General features: G+C 66.0%; 13 protein-coding genes and 2 tRNA genes. 11 read left to right on the top strand and 4 right to left on the bottom strand.

Features of this window, described 5'->3' with window-relative positions:
* The first annotated feature begins 3 nt into the window (after window positions 1-3).
* On the top strand, window positions 4-291 hold the full coding sequence (gene gatC, locus ACCD06_RS12205) for an Asp-tRNA(Asn)/Glu-tRNA(Gln) amidotransferase subunit GatC (protein ID WP_014248134.1): 288 nt from the start codon (window positions 4-6) through the stop codon (window positions 289-291).
* The gene (gatA, locus tag ACCD06_RS12200) at window positions 291-1772 is read left to right on the top strand and encodes an Asp-tRNA(Asn)/Glu-tRNA(Gln) amidotransferase subunit GatA (RefSeq protein ID WP_109073846.1); all 1482 of its coding nucleotides are present in this window, start codon (window positions 291-293) and stop codon (window positions 1770-1772) included. The genes gatC and gatA overlap by 1 nt, the downstream gene beginning before the upstream one ends.
* An 82-nt stretch (window positions 1773-1854) precedes the next feature.
* Here gatA and ACCD06_RS12195 read toward each other — a convergent pair whose 3' ends face one another.
* Together ACCD06_RS12195 and ACCD06_RS12190 are read right to left on the bottom strand one after the other, a co-directional pair.
* Window positions 1855-2055 (bottom strand): hypothetical protein, encoded by a 201-nt coding sequence (locus ACCD06_RS12195; RefSeq protein ID WP_109073845.1) that lies wholly within the window; start codon window positions 2053-2055, stop codon window positions 1855-1857.
* Window positions 2056-2132: 77 nt separating this feature from the next.
* Window positions 2133-2324: a hypothetical protein gene (locus tag ACCD06_RS12190; protein ID WP_109073844.1), complete on the bottom strand. Its 192-nt coding sequence runs from the start codon at window positions 2322-2324 to the stop codon at window positions 2133-2135.
* A 106-nt stretch (window positions 2325-2430) separates the two neighbouring features.
* Here ACCD06_RS12190 and ACCD06_RS12185 point away from each other — a divergent pair, with 106 nt between their 5' ends.
* Window positions 2431-2796 (top strand): hypothetical protein, encoded by a 366-nt coding sequence (locus tag ACCD06_RS12185; RefSeq protein ID WP_413340914.1) that lies wholly within the window; start codon window positions 2431-2433, stop codon window positions 2794-2796.
* Between the two features lie 46 nt (window positions 2797-2842).
* On the opposite strand, the gene glnA is transcribed toward ACCD06_RS12185, so the two are convergent.
* Together glnA and ACCD06_RS12175 are read right to left on the bottom strand one after the other, a co-directional pair.
* Window positions 2843-4252, bottom strand: coding sequence for a type I glutamate--ammonia ligase (glnA, locus tag ACCD06_RS12180; RefSeq protein WP_109073834.1), 1410 nt, complete (start codon window positions 4250-4252; stop codon window positions 2843-2845).
* A gap of 304 nt (window positions 4253-4556) precedes the next feature.
* A complete protein-coding gene (locus tag ACCD06_RS12175) occupies window positions 4557-4895 on the bottom strand; it encodes a P-II family nitrogen regulator (RefSeq protein WP_012974531.1) in 339 nt (112 codons plus the stop codon).
* 368 nt (window positions 4896-5263) lie between these two features.
* On the opposite strand from ACCD06_RS12175, the gene ACCD06_RS12170 reads away from it, so the two are divergent.
* The 8 genes from ACCD06_RS12170 (at window position 5264) to lon (ending at window position 15435) form a co-directional block, all read left to right on the top strand.
* A tRNA-His gene (locus ACCD06_RS12170) sits at window positions 5264-5339 on the top strand.
* Between the two features lie 191 nt (window positions 5340-5530).
* On the top strand, window positions 5531-6994 hold the full coding sequence (locus ACCD06_RS12165; protein ID WP_413340912.1) for an NAD(P)H-hydrate dehydratase: 1464 nt from the start codon (window positions 5531-5533) through the stop codon (window positions 6992-6994).
* Between the two features lie 103 nt (window positions 6995-7097).
* Window positions 7098-8651 carry a malonyl-CoA decarboxylase gene (locus ACCD06_RS12160; RefSeq protein ID WP_136704254.1) on the top strand — a complete coding sequence of 518 codons (1554 nt, stop codon included), beginning with the start codon at window positions 7098-7100 and terminating at the stop codon, window positions 8649-8651.
* Between the two features lie 137 nt (window positions 8652-8788).
* Window positions 8789-8873 (top strand) — tRNA-Leu (locus ACCD06_RS12155).
* 91 nt (window positions 8874-8964) lie between these two features.
* Window positions 8965-10296, top strand: coding sequence for a trigger factor (tig, locus tag ACCD06_RS12150; protein WP_109149842.1), 1332 nt, complete (start codon window positions 8965-8967; stop codon window positions 10294-10296).
* Between the two features lie 112 nt (window positions 10297-10408).
* Window positions 10409-11035 (top strand): ATP-dependent Clp endopeptidase proteolytic subunit ClpP, encoded by a 627-nt coding sequence (gene clpP, locus ACCD06_RS12145; RefSeq protein WP_042688570.1) that lies wholly within the window; start codon window positions 10409-10411, stop codon window positions 11033-11035.
* A 269-nt stretch (window positions 11036-11304) separates the two neighbouring features.
* Complete coding sequence (clpX, locus tag ACCD06_RS12140; RefSeq protein WP_012974526.1) at window positions 11305-12567, top strand: ATP-dependent Clp protease ATP-binding subunit ClpX; 1263 nt, start codon at window positions 11305-11307, stop codon at window positions 12565-12567.
* Window positions 12568-13023: 456 nt separating this feature from the next.
* Entirely contained in the window at window positions 13024-15435 is a 2412-nt protein-coding gene (lon, locus tag ACCD06_RS12135) for an endopeptidase La (protein ID WP_109073828.1), read from the top strand.
* The last annotated feature ends 189 nt before the right edge of the window (window positions 15436-15624 follow it).

The following is a 15624-nucleotide window of genomic DNA, read 5'->3' as shown; positions in this document are numbered from 1 at the left end:
GGCATGTCGCTCGACAAGGCCACGGTGGCCAAGATCGCGCATCTGGCCCGCATCAAGGTGCCGGACGAGGAACTGGAATCCCTGGCTGGGGAACTGAGCCAGATTCTGACCTTCGTGGAACAGCTCAACGAGGTCGACACGAAGGACGTGCCGCCGATGACCAGCGTCGCCGCGCAGAAGCTGCGCCGCCGCAAGGACGAGGTCACCGACGGCGGCTACGCCGCGCAGGTCCTGTCGAACGGTCCGGAAACGGCCGAAGGCTTCTACGTCGTGCCCAAGGTGGTCGAGTGATGACGGCGCTCACGCATCTGACGATGGCCGGGGCCCTGGATGGCCTCGCCAAGAAGGAGTTCACCGCGGTCGAACTGACCGAGGCGCACGTGCGCGCGGTCGAGGCCGTGCGACCCTTCAACATCTTCATCACCGAGACCCCCGACGCCGCCCTGTCGATGGCCAAGGCCAGCGACGAGCGCCGCGCGAAGGGCTCGGCCGGGCCGATGGACGGCCTGCCCATCGCGGTGAAGGACCTGTTCTGCACCAAGGGCGTGTCGACGACCGCCGGCAGCCATATCCTGGACGGCTTCAAGCCGGAATATGAGTCCACGGTGACCTCCCAGCTTTGGCGCGACGGCGCCGTCATGCTGGGCAAGGTGAACCTGGACGAATTCGCCATGGGCTCCGCCACCATCACCGCCTATCAGGGCGAGACGGTCAGCCCGTGGAGCCCCGGCGCGCCGGATGCCTGGGAGAAGAAGATCGTCGCCGGCGGTTCGTCGGGCGGTTCGGCCGCGGTCATCGCCGCGCGCGCGGCGCTGGGCGCCACCGGCACGGACACCGGCGGTTCGATCCGCCAGCCGGCCGGCTACACCGGCACCGTCGGCATCAAGCCGACCTACGGCCGCTGCTCGCGCTGGGGCATCGTCGCCTACGCCTCCTCGCTGGATCAGGCCGGGCCGATGACCCGCACGGTCGAGGATGCGGCGATCATGCTGCGCTCCATGTGCGGTTTCGATCCGAAGGACTCCACCTCGGTCGATATGCCGGTTCCGGATTTCCGCGCCGCGCTGACCGGCGACATCCGCGGCCTGCGCGTCGGCATTCCGAAGGAATACCGGGTCGAGGGCCTGTCGGCCGAGATCGCCGCGCTGTGGGACCAGGGCATCGCCTGGCTGAAGGAGGCCGGCGCCGAGCCGGTCGAGGTCAGCCTGCCGCACACCAAATACGCGCTGGCCGCCTACTACATCATCGCCCCGGCCGAGGCGTCGTCCAACCTCGCGCGCTATGACGGCGTGCGCTACGGCCTGCGGGTCGAGGGCGGCAACCTCAAGGAAATGTACGAGAACACCCGCGGCGCCGGCTTCGGGAAGGAAGTGCAGCGCCGCATCCTGATCGGCACCTATGTGCTGTCGGCCGGCTATTACGACGCCTACTACAACAAGGCCCGTCAGGTGCGCACGCGCATCAAGTGGGACTTCGACGAGGCGTTCAAGAGCTGCGACGTCATCCTGACGCCGACCGCGCCCAGCACGCCCTTCGCCATCGGCGAGAAGATGGACGATCCGGTGCAGATGTACCTGAACGACGTCTTCACCGTTCCGATCAACCTTGCCGGCCTGCCGGCCATGTCGGTCCCGGCCGGTCTGGGCGCCGACGGCCTGCCGCTTGGCCTGCAGCTGATCGGCCGACCCTTCGACGAGGAGACGCTGCTGCGCGTCGGCCACGTCGTCGAAAAGGCCGCCAACTTCACCGCGCTTCCGCCCTTTGTGGCGTGACGCGGGGGATGTGACAGCGAAAGGGCCGGCTCGCAGGAGCCGGCCCTTTTCGTTTGGAGTGTCGTTGGCCGACGCCTGCTCATCACGCCCCGCCGATCCCCTGCACATAGCTTTCGCCGGTCTTCGGATCGATGTTCTCGCCCGTCCCCGGCGTCCCCGGCGGTGCCTCGTCCTTGTCGCTCATTGGCTCGACCGCCGGCTTCACCGGGATCGGCTTGGTCGCCGGACGATCAGTGCCGGACCGGTCGTTCTGCGGCAGATCGGACCTCTTGTCTTCGGCCATGGCGGCATTCTCCCTCTGTTGGCTTGGTTCACCTCCACCCAACAGGCCCTCCGCCGCTTCGTCACCCTGCGCGCCCACTATTCGGCGGCTTCCAGCGCCACACGGGCCAGTTCCAACAACTTCTTGTCCACCTCTGCCTCATCATAGCCGGGGGTGTCGGCCAGCGAATCGCGCAGGCGCATGGTGATGAACTCCCCGGTGTGGTGCTTCTCGTAAAGGCGGACATCGCCCAGCGCCTTGGCGACGCGGTGCAGCCTGTCGCGATCCATCTTGCCCTCCCGTCTTGGTCACCCATCTTGATCACTGCTGTGCCAACAGCCGGGCCGCCGCATCATTCCTGTGCGTTGAGTTCCCCATGCGCCGTACTGCGCATGGATGCTGGAACAGGACGCGGCTCTCCGGCGTCCCTGTTCATGGCTGCAATCACTGGCGATTGGGGGCGAAGGCATGGACCCGGGACACGATCAACGGCGCGAACTGCTCACCCGCGTCCGCCATGTCGTCGAGCATTACGAGCGCCACAGCACCGCCGGCCCCGCCATCATGCGTGGCGTGCGCTATGACCTCGCGGTGCGGGCGACCGATCTGAACGGCGACGGCTGCCTGTTCCCGGCCTGCAATTGCGCAAAGGCGGATTGCGCGGAGCGGGCGGGCGGTGCGCCGCCTGATGTCGGCGTCTGGATCGAACAGGCCAAAAAAGAAAACCGCCCCCGGCGCGAACCGGGAACGGCTTTCGATTGATGCAATGCCGGCCGCGGCGCCCGCTTCCGGACGCCGCGAGGCAACATCAGACCGAGTAATACATCTTGTACTCGATCGGGTGCGGCATGGTCTCGAAGGCCATCATCTCTTCCGTGCGGAGGTCGATGTAGCCGTCGATCATGTCCTGCGAGAAGACATCGCCCTTGCGCAGGAACTCGTTGTCCTCGCGCAGAGAGTTCAGGGCTTCGCGCAGCGAGCCGCAGACGGTCGGGACCTTGGCCAGCTCTTCCGGCGGCAGGTCGTACAGGTTCTTGTCCATCGCGTCGCCAGGATGGATCTTGTTCTGGATGCCGTCCAGGCCGGCCATCAGCATGGCGGCGAAGGCCAGGTACGGGTTGGCCGACGGATCCGGGAAGCGGACCTCGACGCGCTTGCCCTTCGGCGAGGCGACGTACGGGATGCGGCAGGAGGCCGAACGGTTGCGGGCCGAGTAGGCCAGCAGCACCGGAGCCTCATAGCCCGGGACCAGACGCTTGTAGCTGTTGGTCGACGGGTTGGTGAAGGCGTTCAGCGCCTTGGCGTGCTTGATGATGCCGCCGATATAGTACAGAGCCAGTTCCGACAGGTCGGCATACTGGTTGCCGGCGAACAGCGGCTGGCCGTCCTTCCAGATCGACTGGTGGCAGTGCATGCCCGAACCGTTGTCGCCGAAGACCGGCTTCGGCATGAAGGTCGCCGTCTTGCCGTAGGCGTGGGCGACGTTGTGCACCACGTACTTGTAGTACTGCATGTTGTCGCCGGTGCGGACCAGCGTGTCGAACTTGATGCCCAGCTCGTGCTGGGCGGCGGCCACCTCGTGGTGGTGCTTCTCGACCGGAACGCCCATCTCGGCCAGGACGCTCAGCATCTCGGCGCGCAGGTCGTTGCAGCTGTCGATCGGGGCGACCGGGAAGTAGCCGCCCTTGGTGCCCGGACGGTGGCCCAGGTTGCCGTCCTCATAGTCCTTGTCGGACGAGTAGGTGCCCTCGTCCGAATCGAACTGGTAGGAGACCTTGTTCATCTCGACCGTGTACTTCACGTTGTCGAAGATGAAGAACTCGGCTTCCGGACCGAAGAAGACGGTGTCGCCGATGCCGGCCGAAGCGGTGTACTTCTCGGCGGCCTTGGCGATGCCGCGCGGGCAGCGGGCGTAGGAGCCGCCGGTGCCCGGATCATAGACGTCGCAGAGGATGTTCAGCGTCGGCTGGGCGGCGAACGGGTCCATGATGGCCGTCGTCGGGTCCAGCTTCAGGATCATGTCCGACTCTTCGATGCCCTTCCAGCCGGCGATCGAGGAACCGTCGAACATGATGCCGTCTTCGAACACGTCCTCGTCGATGGTCGAAACGTGCTGGGCCGTGTGGTGCAGCTTGCCGCGCGGGTCAGTGAAGCGCAGGTCCACGTACTTGACGTCGTGTTCCTTGATCAGGTCGAAGACCTTGCTGATGTCGGACATGTCTCTTTTTCCACGCTTTAAGAGGGTTGGATCCCGCTGCGTCAAGCCGCTGCCCAAGCCCCGTCGGGGTCTTGGCGGCGGAGGGCGGCGCTCGCGGCGGACGTTATCTCACGCCTTTCTTCCCCGCACAACGCGCCAACCCAAAAAGTCGCACGTTCGCCATAGGCGGCCATCGGCCGTTCGGCGAGGTGTGCGGCCGGGGCCGGCAGGAGGTGATGGGGAAAGTGGCGCATGTTGGCGGATGCTGGTCGGGAGGGTGCCGGTCGGAAGGGAGGAGCCGGTGGACGATGCTATCCGGGCGCGATCAGATCGCGTCGGCGCCCTTCTCCCCGGTGCGGATGCGGACCACCTCCTCCACGGGCGTGACGAAGATCTTGCCGTCGCCGATGCGGCCGGTATGGGCGGCCTGCTGGATCGCCTCGATCGCCCGTTCCACCAGGGAATCCTCCATCACCACCTCGATCTTCACCTTCGGCAGGAAGTCCACGACGTATTCCGCGCCGCGGTAAAGCTCCGTGTGGCCCTTTTGGCGGCCGAAGCCCTTGGCTTCGGTGACGGTGATCCCCTTGATCCCGACTTCGTGAAGGGCTTCCTTCACCTCGTCGAGCTTGAACGGCTTGATGATGGCTTCGATCTTCTTCATGGGTCTCTCGTGTACGAGGTGCCAACGCCGGCAGGCACCGTCCACGGCACTGCCGACAGCGACGACGATAAGCATGGAGCGTGCCACATTCGGCCGGTCCGATCCGGCGGCATCGACGCTGGTCATAAGACGGACGGGTGCCGTCCAATGGGGCAGGGTGCTGCCAAAGGATTCAGCGGAGTGAACAATATTTGTGCAACTGGTGCAAGCGCTCCGCGGCGCTGGGCGTGTCACGGCCTTTTTGGCCGGGCGAAAGGGGTGCCGTTCCGCCCCGAAAGAAGTTTTTTCACTTTTCGTGAAAAAGGCGCTTGACCGGCCAGCCGCGGTGGAGCATAACGCGGCTCCCGACGGCGGAAACGCTGACGGCGGCGGTGGTAGCTCAGTTGGTAGAGCTCTCGGTTGTGGTCCGAGCGGTCGTGGGTTCGAGTCCCATCCATCGCCCCATCTTCTTCTTCGCGTCTTGGAAAATTTCGGTTTTATAAACGTCCGCACGGCTGGCCCGCCGTTTTGCGGACGTTTATGCTTGTCCGCATCATTTGTTCCGGGTGAAGACACTGCCTACGGGTAGAGCGGGCGTACGCATCTTCGCCCGCCCAAGGAACGGCAAGGCAAGCCAGGGTCGGGGGGAGTGGGGGATGGATGAGCTTCTATCCGTCGCGGAGATGTATCGGGCCGACCAGCTGGCCATCGCCGCCGGGGTGCCCGGCCCGGCCCTGATGGAGGCCGCCGGCGCCGCCGTGGTCCGCGCCGTGTGCGAGCGCTGGGCGCCGCACCCGACCGCCGTGCTCTGCGGCCCCGGCAACAATGGCGGCGACGGCTTCGTCATCGCCCGGCTTCTGCTGGAGGCCGGCTGGCCGGTGCGGCTGGCGCTGCTCGGCACGCGCTCGGCGCTGACCGGCGATGCGGCGGTGGCGGCGGAGCGCTGGCCCGGCCCGATCGAGGCGGCCGATCCCTACATCCTCAAGGGCAACCCGCTGGTCATCGATGCGCTGTTCGGCGCTGGCCTGTCCCGGCCGCTCGACGGGCTTGCTCGCGCCATCGTCGAGGCGATGGAGGGGCGCACCGTCGTCGCCGTGGACGTACCGAGCGGCCTTCACGGCGACAGCGGCCGGGTGCTGGGAGCCGCTCCGCAAGCGGCGCTGACCGTCACCTTCTTCCGCCGCAAGCCCGGCCATGTGCTGCTGCCCGGCCGCACCCTGTGCGGCGAGGTGGTGGTCGCCGACATCGGCATCCCGGAGCGGGTTCTGGACAGCATCGCCCCGCAGACCGCGGTGAACGAGCCGTCGCTTTGGAACCACCGTTTCCCTTGGCCGGCGCTGGACGGCCACAAATATGCGCGCGGCCATGCCGTGGTGCTGGGCGGCGCGCGGATGACCGGCGCGGCGCGCCTGGCCTCGGTCGCGGCGCTGCGGGCCGGGGCCGGACTGGTCACCATCGCCTGCCCGCCGGAAGCGTTCCCCATCTATGCCGCCGGCTGCGCCAGCGTGATCGTCGATCCGTTGGAGGATGCCGGCGCCTTCGCCAGGCTGCTGCAGGACCCGCGCAAGAACGCCGTGCTGATCGGGCCGGGGGCGGGCAGGGGCGCGCAGACCCGCGCTGCCGTGATGGCGGCACTGGACGCCGGGCGGGCCTGCGTCCTGGATGCCGACGCGCTGACCAGCTTCACCGAGTCGGCCGACGAACTGCTCGACCGGCTCGACAAGCGTTGCGTCCTCACCCCGCATGAGGGGGAGTTCACCCGGCTGTTCGGTGATTCGGTCGGCATGGACGGCGACAAGCTGTCGCGGGTGCGGGCCGCCGCCGCGCGGTCCGGCGCGGTCGTCGTCCTCAAGGGGGCGGACACCGTGGTCGCGGCGCCCGACGGGCGTGCCGTCGTCAATGTCAACGCGCCGCCCGATCTGGCGACCGCCGGCACCGGCGACGTGCTGGCCGGCATCGTTCTCGGCCTGCTGGCGCAGGGAATGGACGGGTTCGAGGCCGCCTGCACCGCCGTCTGGCTGCATGGCGAGGCGGGGCGCGCGCTCGGCCCCGGCCTGATCTCCGACGATCTGGCGGGGGCGCTGCCCGGTGTGCTGAAGGCGCTGAAGGCGCAGGGTTGAGGTCTGCCGGGACCGGCCCATAAGTCGACGTCCGCGGTACCCCTGACGACGGCGTTCGCGCGCCCTCTTGCGGCGGCGCTCCGGTCGGGCCAGACTCCGGGGCATGAGCGACGCACCCGACACCACCACTCTGGAGCCTGTGCCGCCATCTCCGGCCGCGCAGCCCAATTTCTTCGACCGCGCGCTGGACAACCTGCGCACCCGCTGGCGCGAGATCGCGGCATCGGCTCGCGGCGCCGTCGGCGCGCCGCCGCGCACCCATCTGCCGAAGGAGGACGCCGAGCGCCTCAAGGAGCAGATCGAGGCCTGCCTGGAATCGCGGGGCGGCGAGGTCTCGGCCCGCGCCCGCGCTGCCCAACTCGGTCGCACCTATCTGGCGCTGGATCCCCAGGGTCGGCGCAACTTCCTACTAATGCTCGCGCGCGACTTCGACGTCGACCGCGATGCGGTGATGGACGCGATGGCGACCTTCCAGGCCGCCGCCGACCCGGTGGCCCGCGGCCATGCCGAACGGGCGCTGCGCCGGGCGCTGGAACCGCCGCGCCTGCGGCTGCTCACCCAGTTCAACGCGCTGCCGGAAGGCGTCAAGTTCCTGGTCGACCTGCGCGCAGAGCTGATGGAGATGGCGCGCGGCGAACCGCTGCTGCAGGCGCTGGAAGACGATCTGAAGAACCTGCTGCGGGCGTGGTTCGACGTCGGTTTCCTGGAGATGCACCGCATCACCTGGGACAGTCCGGCCTCGCTTCTGGAAAAGCTGATTAAGTACGAGGCGGTGCACGAGATCAGCGGCTGGCAGGACCTGAAGGACCGGCTCGATTCGGATCGCCGCTGCTTCGCCTTCTTCCACCCGCGCATGCCGCACGAGCCGCTGATCTTCGTCGAGGTCGCGCTGGTCCAAGGCATGTCGGACAATGTGCAGGCTCTGCTCGACCCCACCGCCCCGGTCTGCGATCCCAAGAGCGCCGACAGCGCCATCTTCTATTCGATCTCCAACGCGCAGGTCGGGCTGGCCGGCATCAGCTTCGGCAATTTCCTGATCAAGCGGGTGGTCGATGGGCTGGCGACCGAGTTCCCCAACATCAAGTGCTACGCCACCCTGTCGCCGATCCCCGGTTTCCGCCGCTGGTTCGACCGGTCGCTGGACCGCGACGGCGATGCCCTGCTGACCAACACGGAGGCCGAGCGGATCGCCGAACGACTGGCCGAGTTGGAGCAGGCCGACGACGGCGAGGCGACCACCGAAGGCGGCGTCGGCACCGACGAATCGCCGCTGCTCGCCCGCGCTCTTTCCCGTCCCGGCTGGGCGGAGGATGAAGAGCTGCAGAAGCACCTGCGCGGCCCGCTGATGCGGATGTGCGTCCATTACCTGTCCAGCGTGCAGGAGGCGAAGGGCAATGGCCGCCCCCGCGCGCTCGACCCGGTGGCGCATTTCCACCTGACCAACGGCGCCCGGATGGAGCGGCTGAACTGGCTGGCGGACCGCTCGGCCAAGGGGCTGAAGCAGTCGTTGGGAATGATGATCAACTATCGCTACCGGCTGGGCGAGATCGACGCCAATCACGAGGCCTACACCGGCGAGGGACGCATCATCACCTCGTCCGCGGTGCGGTCCCTGGACAAGGCGGGGAGCAAGGCGGCAGGGAAGGCCGGCGGCTGACGCGAACAGAGCGGGCCTCACTCTCTTGCGTGGGGCCATTTTGCCTGTTTGCTTCCGGCGCGCTGTGCTATAGACCGGACTTCGCCGGCGGTCCGGCGGGTGTTTCGGCACCCGTCGCGGCTGCCTTTGCCATGAACGCGGGCGTGGCGGAATTGGTAGACGCGCTGGATTTAGGTTCCAGTGACTTCGGTCGTATGGGTTCAAGTCCCTTCGCCCGCACCATGGCAACACCTTGGACCGCATGGACAACACGGATTCGGGCCGCCCGGACGGGCGCCGCCGGGCCGGAACAACGAGATAGGCTTTCGTTCCGATGAACATCACCGAGACCAGCACCGACGGCCTCAAGCGCGAATTTCAGGTCGTCATTTCCGCCAAGGACATCGAAGAGAAGGTGAACGGCAAGCTGGAAGAGCTGCGCCGCACGGTCCAGCTGCCGGGCTTCCGTCCGGGCAAGGTGCCGGTCACCGTGATCAAGCAGCGCTATTTCGGCGGCGTGCTGTCCGAGGTGCTGGAGGACGCCATCTCCGACAGCTCGCGCCAGGCGCTGAGCGAGCGCGGCCTGCGCGTCGCCCTGCAGCCGAAGATCGAAGTCGAGAAGTACGAGGACGGCGGCGACCTGACCTACAAGATGGCGGTCGAGCTGCTGCCGGACGTCGAGCCGGGCGACTTCTCGGGCATCGAGCTGGAGAAGCCGGTTGCCGAGGTCACCGACGAGTCGGTGGAAGAGGCGCTGACCCGTCTGGCCTCGGCCCACTCGACCCAGGCCCCGGTCACCGAGGACCGCGCCGCCGAGACCGGCGACATCGCCGTGATCGATTTCGCGGGCAGCGTCGATGGCGAGGCCCTGCCGGGCATGGACGGTAAGGACTACCCGCTGGAGCTGGGTGCCGGCCGCTTCGTGCCGGGCTTCGAGGAGCAGCTGGTCGGCGCCAAGGTCGGCGAGCACCGCACCGTCAACGTCACCTTCCCGGAAGACTACCCGCATGAGCGCCTGAAGGGCGCCGCGACGGTCTTCGAGGTCGACGTGAAGGAGCTGCGCAAGAACGTCCCGGCCGAGGTCAATGACGAACTCGCCAAGGAGTTCGGCATGGAGAGCCTGGAGAAGATGCGCGAAGCCATCCGCGACCGCATCAAGGGCGAGTATGACGGCCTGTCGCGCCTGCGCGTGAAGCGCCAGCTGCTCGACAAGCTGGCCGAGGCCCATTCCTTCGAGGTGCCGGCCGGCATGGTCGACATCGAGTTCGAGGGCATCTGGGCCCGCCTGCAGGAAGAGCTGAAGAACGGCACGGCCGGCGAGGACGCCAACAAGTCCGAGGACGACCTGAAGGCCGAGTACCGCTCGATCGCCGAGCGCCGCGTCCGCCTGGGTCTGCTGCTGTCGGAAGTCGGCCGCCGCAACAACATCCAGGTCACCCAGGACGAGGTGAACCGCGCCCTGATCAACGAAGCCCGCCGCTTCCCCGGTCAGGAGCGTCAGGTGTTCGAGTTCTTCAAGCAGAACCAGCAGGCGCTCGAGAACCTCCGCGCCCCGATCTTCGAGGACAAGGTCGTCGACCACATCCTGGATCAGGCCAAGGTGACCGAGAAGACCGTCAGCGTCGAAGAGCTGAGCAAGGACGAAGACGAGTCCGAGGCAGCCTAACTCCCCGAAAGGAGTGGGGGCGGACTACCATCCGCCCCCAAAGGTTCCTATATGTGGTTCCGTGCCGGCAACGATCACCGGTTCAGCCAACTGCGGGGGCAGGGAAGAACACATGTACGACTTCGAGCCGAAGATGAATGCTCTGGTCCCGATGGTCATCGAACAGACCAACCGGGGTGAGCGCGCGTACGACATCTATTCGCGCCTGCTGAAGGAGCGGATCATCTTCCTGATCGGCGGAGTGAACGACGCCGTCGCCAGCCTGATCTGCTCGCAGCTGCTGTTCCTTGAGTCGGAGAACCCGAACAAGGATATCGCGCTCTACATCAATTCGCCGGGCGGCTACGTCTCGGCCGGTCTCGCCATCTACGACACCATGCAGTACATCCGTCCGCAGGTGTCGACGGTGTGCATGGGGCAGGCGGCCTCGATGGGCTCGCTGCTGCTGGCCGCCGGTGCGCCGGGCAAGCGTTTCTCGCTGCCCAACAGCCGCATCATGATCCATCAGCCGTCGGGCGGCGCCCAGGGCCAGGCCTCGGACATCGAAATCCAGGCCCAGGAAATCCTGAAGCTGCGCTCGCGCCTGAACGACATCTACGTCAAGCACACCGGGCAGGACCTCGACACCATCGAGACCGCCATGGAGCGTGACAAGTTCATGTCGCCGGAAGAGGCGAAGGCCTTCGGTCTGATCGACGAAGTGGTGGAGAAGCGCCCCGGCGTCGATCACCATTCGTAAGCCGCGGTTTCCAAGCCCTCCCAACAAAGGGTTGATCGGGTCGTGACGCTGTTGTTGAATGGCAGTGACACGATCCGGTCATAGGGGCGGGTCATAGGGGAAGCCCCTTGTGGCATGTCCGGTATGCGGATTGTGATGCGTCGGCAAAACGGCGCGTGACCTTGTCGCGGACGTCGTCCGCGATAACCTGAGTAGGACCGGCGTCGGGGGGCGCCGCGAACGGGCATGGTCCTAGGGGTCCACGCCTCCCGCGAGATGACGGAGTACCGATGAGCAAGTCCAGCAGCGGCGATTCGAAGAATACGCTCTACTGCTCCTTCTGCGGCAAGAGCCAGCACGAGGTCCGCAAGCTGATTGCCGGTCCGACGGTGTTCATCTGCGATGAATGCGTCGAACTGTGCATGGACATCATTCGCGAGGAGAACAAGACGACCCTCGTGAAGTCCCGCGACGGGGTCCCGACTCCGCGCGACATTCATGCGGTGCTCGACGATTACGTCATCGGACAGTCTTACGCCAAGCGCGTGCTGTCGGTGGCGGTCCACAATCATTACAAGCGCCTCGCCCACGGGACGAAGCACAACGACGTCGAACTGGCGAAGTCGAACATCCTGCTGATCGGCCCGACCGGCTGCGGCAAGACGCTGCTGGCCCAGACGCTGGCCCGCATCATCGACGTTCCCTTCACCATGGCCGACGCCACGACGCTGACCGAAGCCGGTTATGTCGGCGAGGATGTCGAGAACATCATCCTCAAGCTGCTGCAGGCCGCCGACTACAATGTCGAGCGGGCGCAGCGCGGCATCGTCTACATCGACGAGGTCGACAAGATCAGCCGCAAGTCCGACAACCCGTCGATCACCCGCGACGTGTCGGGCGAGGGCGTGCAGCAGGCCCTGCTGAAGATCATGGAGGGCACCGTCGCCTCCGTGCCGCCGCAGGGCGGGCGCAAGCATCCCCAGCAGGAATTCCTGCAGGTCGACACCAGCAACATCCTGTTCATCTGCGGCGGCGCCTTCGCTGGCCTGGACAAGATCATCGCCCAGCGCGGCAAGGGCACCAGCATCGGCTTCGGCGCCGATGTCCGTTCCGCCGACGAGCGCGCCACCGGCGAGATCCTGCACGAGGTCGAGCCCGAGGATCTGCTGAAGTTCGGCCTGATCCCCGAGTTCATCGGCCGCCTGCCGGTGCTCGCCACCCTGTCCGACCTGGACGAGGCGGCGCTGGTCGAGATCCTGAGCAAGCCGAAGAACGCCCTGGTCAAGCAGTACCAGCGTCTGTTCGAGATGGAGGACGTCCATCTGGAGTTCTCCGAGGACGCCATGCGCGCCATCGCCCACAAGGCCATCGCCCGCAAGACCGGTGCCCGCGGTCTGCGGTCGATCATGGAAGCCATCCTGCTCGACCCGATGTTCGACCTGCCGGGCCTCACCGGCATCGAAAGCATCCTGGTCAACAAGGAAGTGGTCGAAGGGCGCGCCAAGCCGCTCTACGTCCATGCCGAACGGCGCAGCGAAGCGCCGGGCGCGTGATCGGACGACAGGCCGTCGCACTCTTTGTGACGGGACGACGAGAGGGGCGCTTCGGCGCCCCTTTTTCTTTTTCGGCCCATTTCAAATGCGGTCGGCGCATGGCACCCGGACTGGTCATTCCGAATCGTCGCTCCTTCAGTGTCTTTGGAGCGGATCGTCTGCGGCTGACAGGGTGAATGACGCCGCAAAGCTTCCGTTTGGGTGGTCGAAGTGGCGTAAAACCGGCCCGAACCGTCTGTTATGTCGTCCGAAAGGGGAGCAAAGGCGGTCTTGGCCAGCCAAACGGCCGTTTCACCTTGCGGAAACGGCGGGAAGACAGTCGCAGCCCCTTGAAGGGCGCATGGCCGTGTGCCACGTTAGTCCGGTGCCGTAGGCGATCCCCGCGCTCAACCCGAGGCGGGGGCTGTGTCAGGCCCATTCCGGGCTGGCGGCGATCCATTCATTGAGGCCCTGCCCATGATCGAACTCTCCCGTGGTGCCCTCTACCCGGTCCTGCCGCTGCGCGACATCGTGGTCTTCCCCCACATGATCGTGCCGCTGTTCGTCGGGCGCGAGAAGTCCGTGCGCGCGCTGGAAGACGTGATGAAGGATGACAAGCAGATCCTGCTCGTCACCCAGAAGAACGCAGCGCAGGACGATCCGACTCCGGCCGACATCTACAGCGTCGGCACCGTCGGCACCGTGTTGCAGTTGCTCAAGCTGCCGGACGGGACCGTCAAGGTGCTGGTGGAAGGTGGCCAGCGCGCCGCCATCACCAAGTTCGCCGACAATGAGGAGTTCTTCCAGGCCCAGGCCGAACTGGTCGAGGAAAAGACCGGCGAGAACCAGGAGCTCGAAGCCCTGAGCCGCGCCGTCGTCTCCCAGTTCGAGCAGTACATCAAGCTGAACAAGAAGATCCCGCCGGAGGTGCTGGTCTCGATCAACCAGATCGAGGAAGCCGGCAAGCTGGCCGATACCGTCGCCTCGCATTTGGCGCTGAAGATTCCGGAAAAGCAGCAGCTGCTGGAATGCGCCACCGTGTCGGAGCGCCTGGAGCGGGTCTATGCCTTCATGGAAGGCGAGATCGGCGTGCTGCAGGTGGAAAAGCGCATCCGCAACCGCGTCAAGCGGCAGATGGAGAAGACCCAGCGCGAGTACTATCTGAACGAGCAGCTGAAGGCGATCCAGAAGGAACTCGGCGAGACCGAGGACGGCCGCGACGAATCGGCGGAGCTGGAAGAGAAGATCAACAAGACCCGCTTCTCCAAGGAAGCCCGCGAGAAGGCTCTGGCCGAGCTGAAGAAGCTGCGGTCGATGAGCCCGATGTCCGCGGAAGCCACTGTGGTCCGCAACTACCTGGATTGGATGCTGTCCATTCCGTGGAAGAAGCGCACCAAGGTGAAGCGCGACCTGAAGCTGGCCCAGAAGGTGCTGGACGACGATCATTATGGTCTGGAGAAGGTCAAGGAACGCATCCTTGAGTATCTCGCCGTCCAGAACCGCATGAACAAGGTCAAGGGGCCGATCCTCTGCCTCGTCGGCCCGCCCGGCGTCGGCAAGACCTCGCTCGGCAAGTCGATCGGCAAGGCGACCGGCCGCAACTTCGTCCGCATGTCGCTCGGCGGCGTCCGTGACGAGGCCGAGGTGCGCGGTCACCGCCGCACCTACATCGGCTCGATGCCCGGCAAGGTCATCCAGGGCATGAAGAAGGCCAAGTCCTCCAACCCGCTTTTCCTGCTGGACGAGATCGACAAGCTCGGCGCCGACTGGCGCGGCGACCCGTCTTCCGCCCTGCTGGAGGTTCTGGATCCGGAGCAGAACGGTACCTTCAACGATCATTACCTGGAGGTCGACTACGACCTGTCCGACGTGATGTTCGTCTGCACCGCCAACACGATGCGCATGCCGCAGCCGCTGCTGGACCGCATGGAGATCATCCGCGTCGCCGGTTACACCGAGGACGAGAAGGTCGAAATCTCCAAGCGTCATTTGATCGAGAAGCAGGTGGAGGCGAACGGCCTGAAGAAGGGCGAGTTCGCCATCTCCGACGACGCGTTGCGCGACCTGATCCGCTACTACACGCGGGAAGCCGGCGTCCGTTCGCTGGAGCGCGAGATCGCCAACCTCTGCCGCAAGGCGGTGAAGGAGATCCTGCTGAAGGGCGGCAACGCCAAGGTTTCGGTTACCCGCCGTAACCTGGACAAGTATGCCGGCGTCCGCCGCTTCCATTACGGCGAGGCGGAGCTGGAGGATCTGGTGGGCGTCACCACCGGTCTGGCCTGGACCGAGGTTGGCGGCGAACTGCTGTCGATCGAGGCCGTCGGTCTGCCCGGCAAGGGCCGCGTCACCACCACCGGCAAGTTGGGCGACGTGATGAAGGAATCGGTCCAGGCGGCCGAGAGCTACGTCAAGTCGCGCGCCGTCGCCTTCGGCATCAAGCCGACGCTGTTCGAGAAGAAGGACATCCACGTCCACGTTCCCGAAGGCGCCACGCCGAAGGATGGCCCGTCAGCCGGTGTCGCCATGGCCACCTCCATCGTCTCGGTGCTGACCGGCATTCCGGTCCGCAAGGATGTGGCGATGACCGGTGAGATCACGCTGCGTGGCCGGGTCCTGCCCATCGGTGGACTGAAGGAGAAGCTGCTGGCCGCTCTGCGTGGCGGCATCAAGCATGTGCTGATCCCGAAGGACAACGAGAAGGACCTGGCGGACATCCCGGACAACGTGAAGCGCGGGCTGGAGATCATGCCCGTCGGCACGGTGGACGAGGTGCTGCGCAACGCGCTGGTCCGTCCGCTGGAGCCCATCGAGTGGACCGAGCCGGAGGTCGATCCGGCCGCGGCGAAGGCCCAGGAGAAGGGTGCCGACGGCGAGGTCCTGCGTCACTGATCCGGGGCCAGAACGGCCATGATCCGATCATAGCCGTCGCGGGGCAGTCGACTTTTGGGACAATAGGAGCTTTGTCGCCCGTCGGGAATTGACGGGCGGCAAACGCTGTGCTTATCCTTTGCTTCCAAAAAGTCGTGGACGAAAAGTCCTGGGGCGGCTTTTGTCTTTCAGTATTTGCTGAATTTCGAA

It is taken from the genome of Azospirillum sp. CT11-132, from assembly GCF_047302835.1.
Classification (GTDB): domain Bacteria; phylum Pseudomonadota; class Alphaproteobacteria; order Azospirillales; family Azospirillaceae; genus Azospirillum.
Note: the sequence above shows the minus strand (reverse complement) of the source record. Positions and strands in the feature narration are given on the sequence as shown.

Excerpts from the sequence above, each read along its gene's own strand:
- gatC (WP_014248134.1), top strand. The coding sequence starts at position 4 with ATGTCGCTCGACAAGGCCACGGTGGCCAAGATCGCGCATCTGGCCCGC.
- gatA (WP_109073846.1), top strand. The coding sequence starts at position 291 with ATGACGGCGCTCACGCATCTGACGATGGCCGGGGCCCTGGATGGCCTC.
- ACCD06_RS12195 (WP_109073845.1), bottom strand. The coding sequence starts at position 2,055 with ATGGCCGAAGACAAGAGGTCCGATCTGCCGCAGAACGACCGGTCCGGC.
- ACCD06_RS12190 (WP_109073844.1), bottom strand. The coding sequence starts at position 2,324 with ATGGATCGCGACAGGCTGCACCGCGTCGCCAAGGCGCTGGGCGATGTC.
- ACCD06_RS12185 (WP_413340914.1), top strand. The coding sequence starts at position 2,431 with ATGCTGGAACAGGACGCGGCTCTCCGGCGTCCCTGTTCATGGCTGCAA.
- glnA (WP_109073834.1), bottom strand. The coding sequence starts at position 4,252 with ATGTCCGACATCAGCAAGGTCTTCGACCTGATCAAGGAACACGACGTC.
- ACCD06_RS12175 (WP_012974531.1), bottom strand. The coding sequence starts at position 4,895 with ATGAAGAAGATCGAAGCCATCATCAAGCCGTTCAAGCTCGACGAGGTG.
- ACCD06_RS12165 (WP_413340912.1), top strand. The coding sequence starts at position 5,531 with ATGGATGAGCTTCTATCCGTCGCGGAGATGTATCGGGCCGACCAGCTG.
- ACCD06_RS12160 (WP_136704254.1), top strand. The coding sequence starts at position 7,098 with ATGAGCGACGCACCCGACACCACCACTCTGGAGCCTGTGCCGCCATCT.
- tig (WP_109149842.1), top strand. The coding sequence starts at position 8,965 with ATGAACATCACCGAGACCAGCACCGACGGCCTCAAGCGCGAATTTCAG.
- clpP (WP_042688570.1), top strand. The coding sequence starts at position 10,409 with ATGTACGACTTCGAGCCGAAGATGAATGCTCTGGTCCCGATGGTCATC.
- clpX (WP_012974526.1), top strand. The coding sequence starts at position 11,305 with ATGAGCAAGTCCAGCAGCGGCGATTCGAAGAATACGCTCTACTGCTCC.
- lon (WP_109073828.1), top strand. The coding sequence starts at position 13,024 with ATGATCGAACTCTCCCGTGGTGCCCTCTACCCGGTCCTGCCGCTGCGC.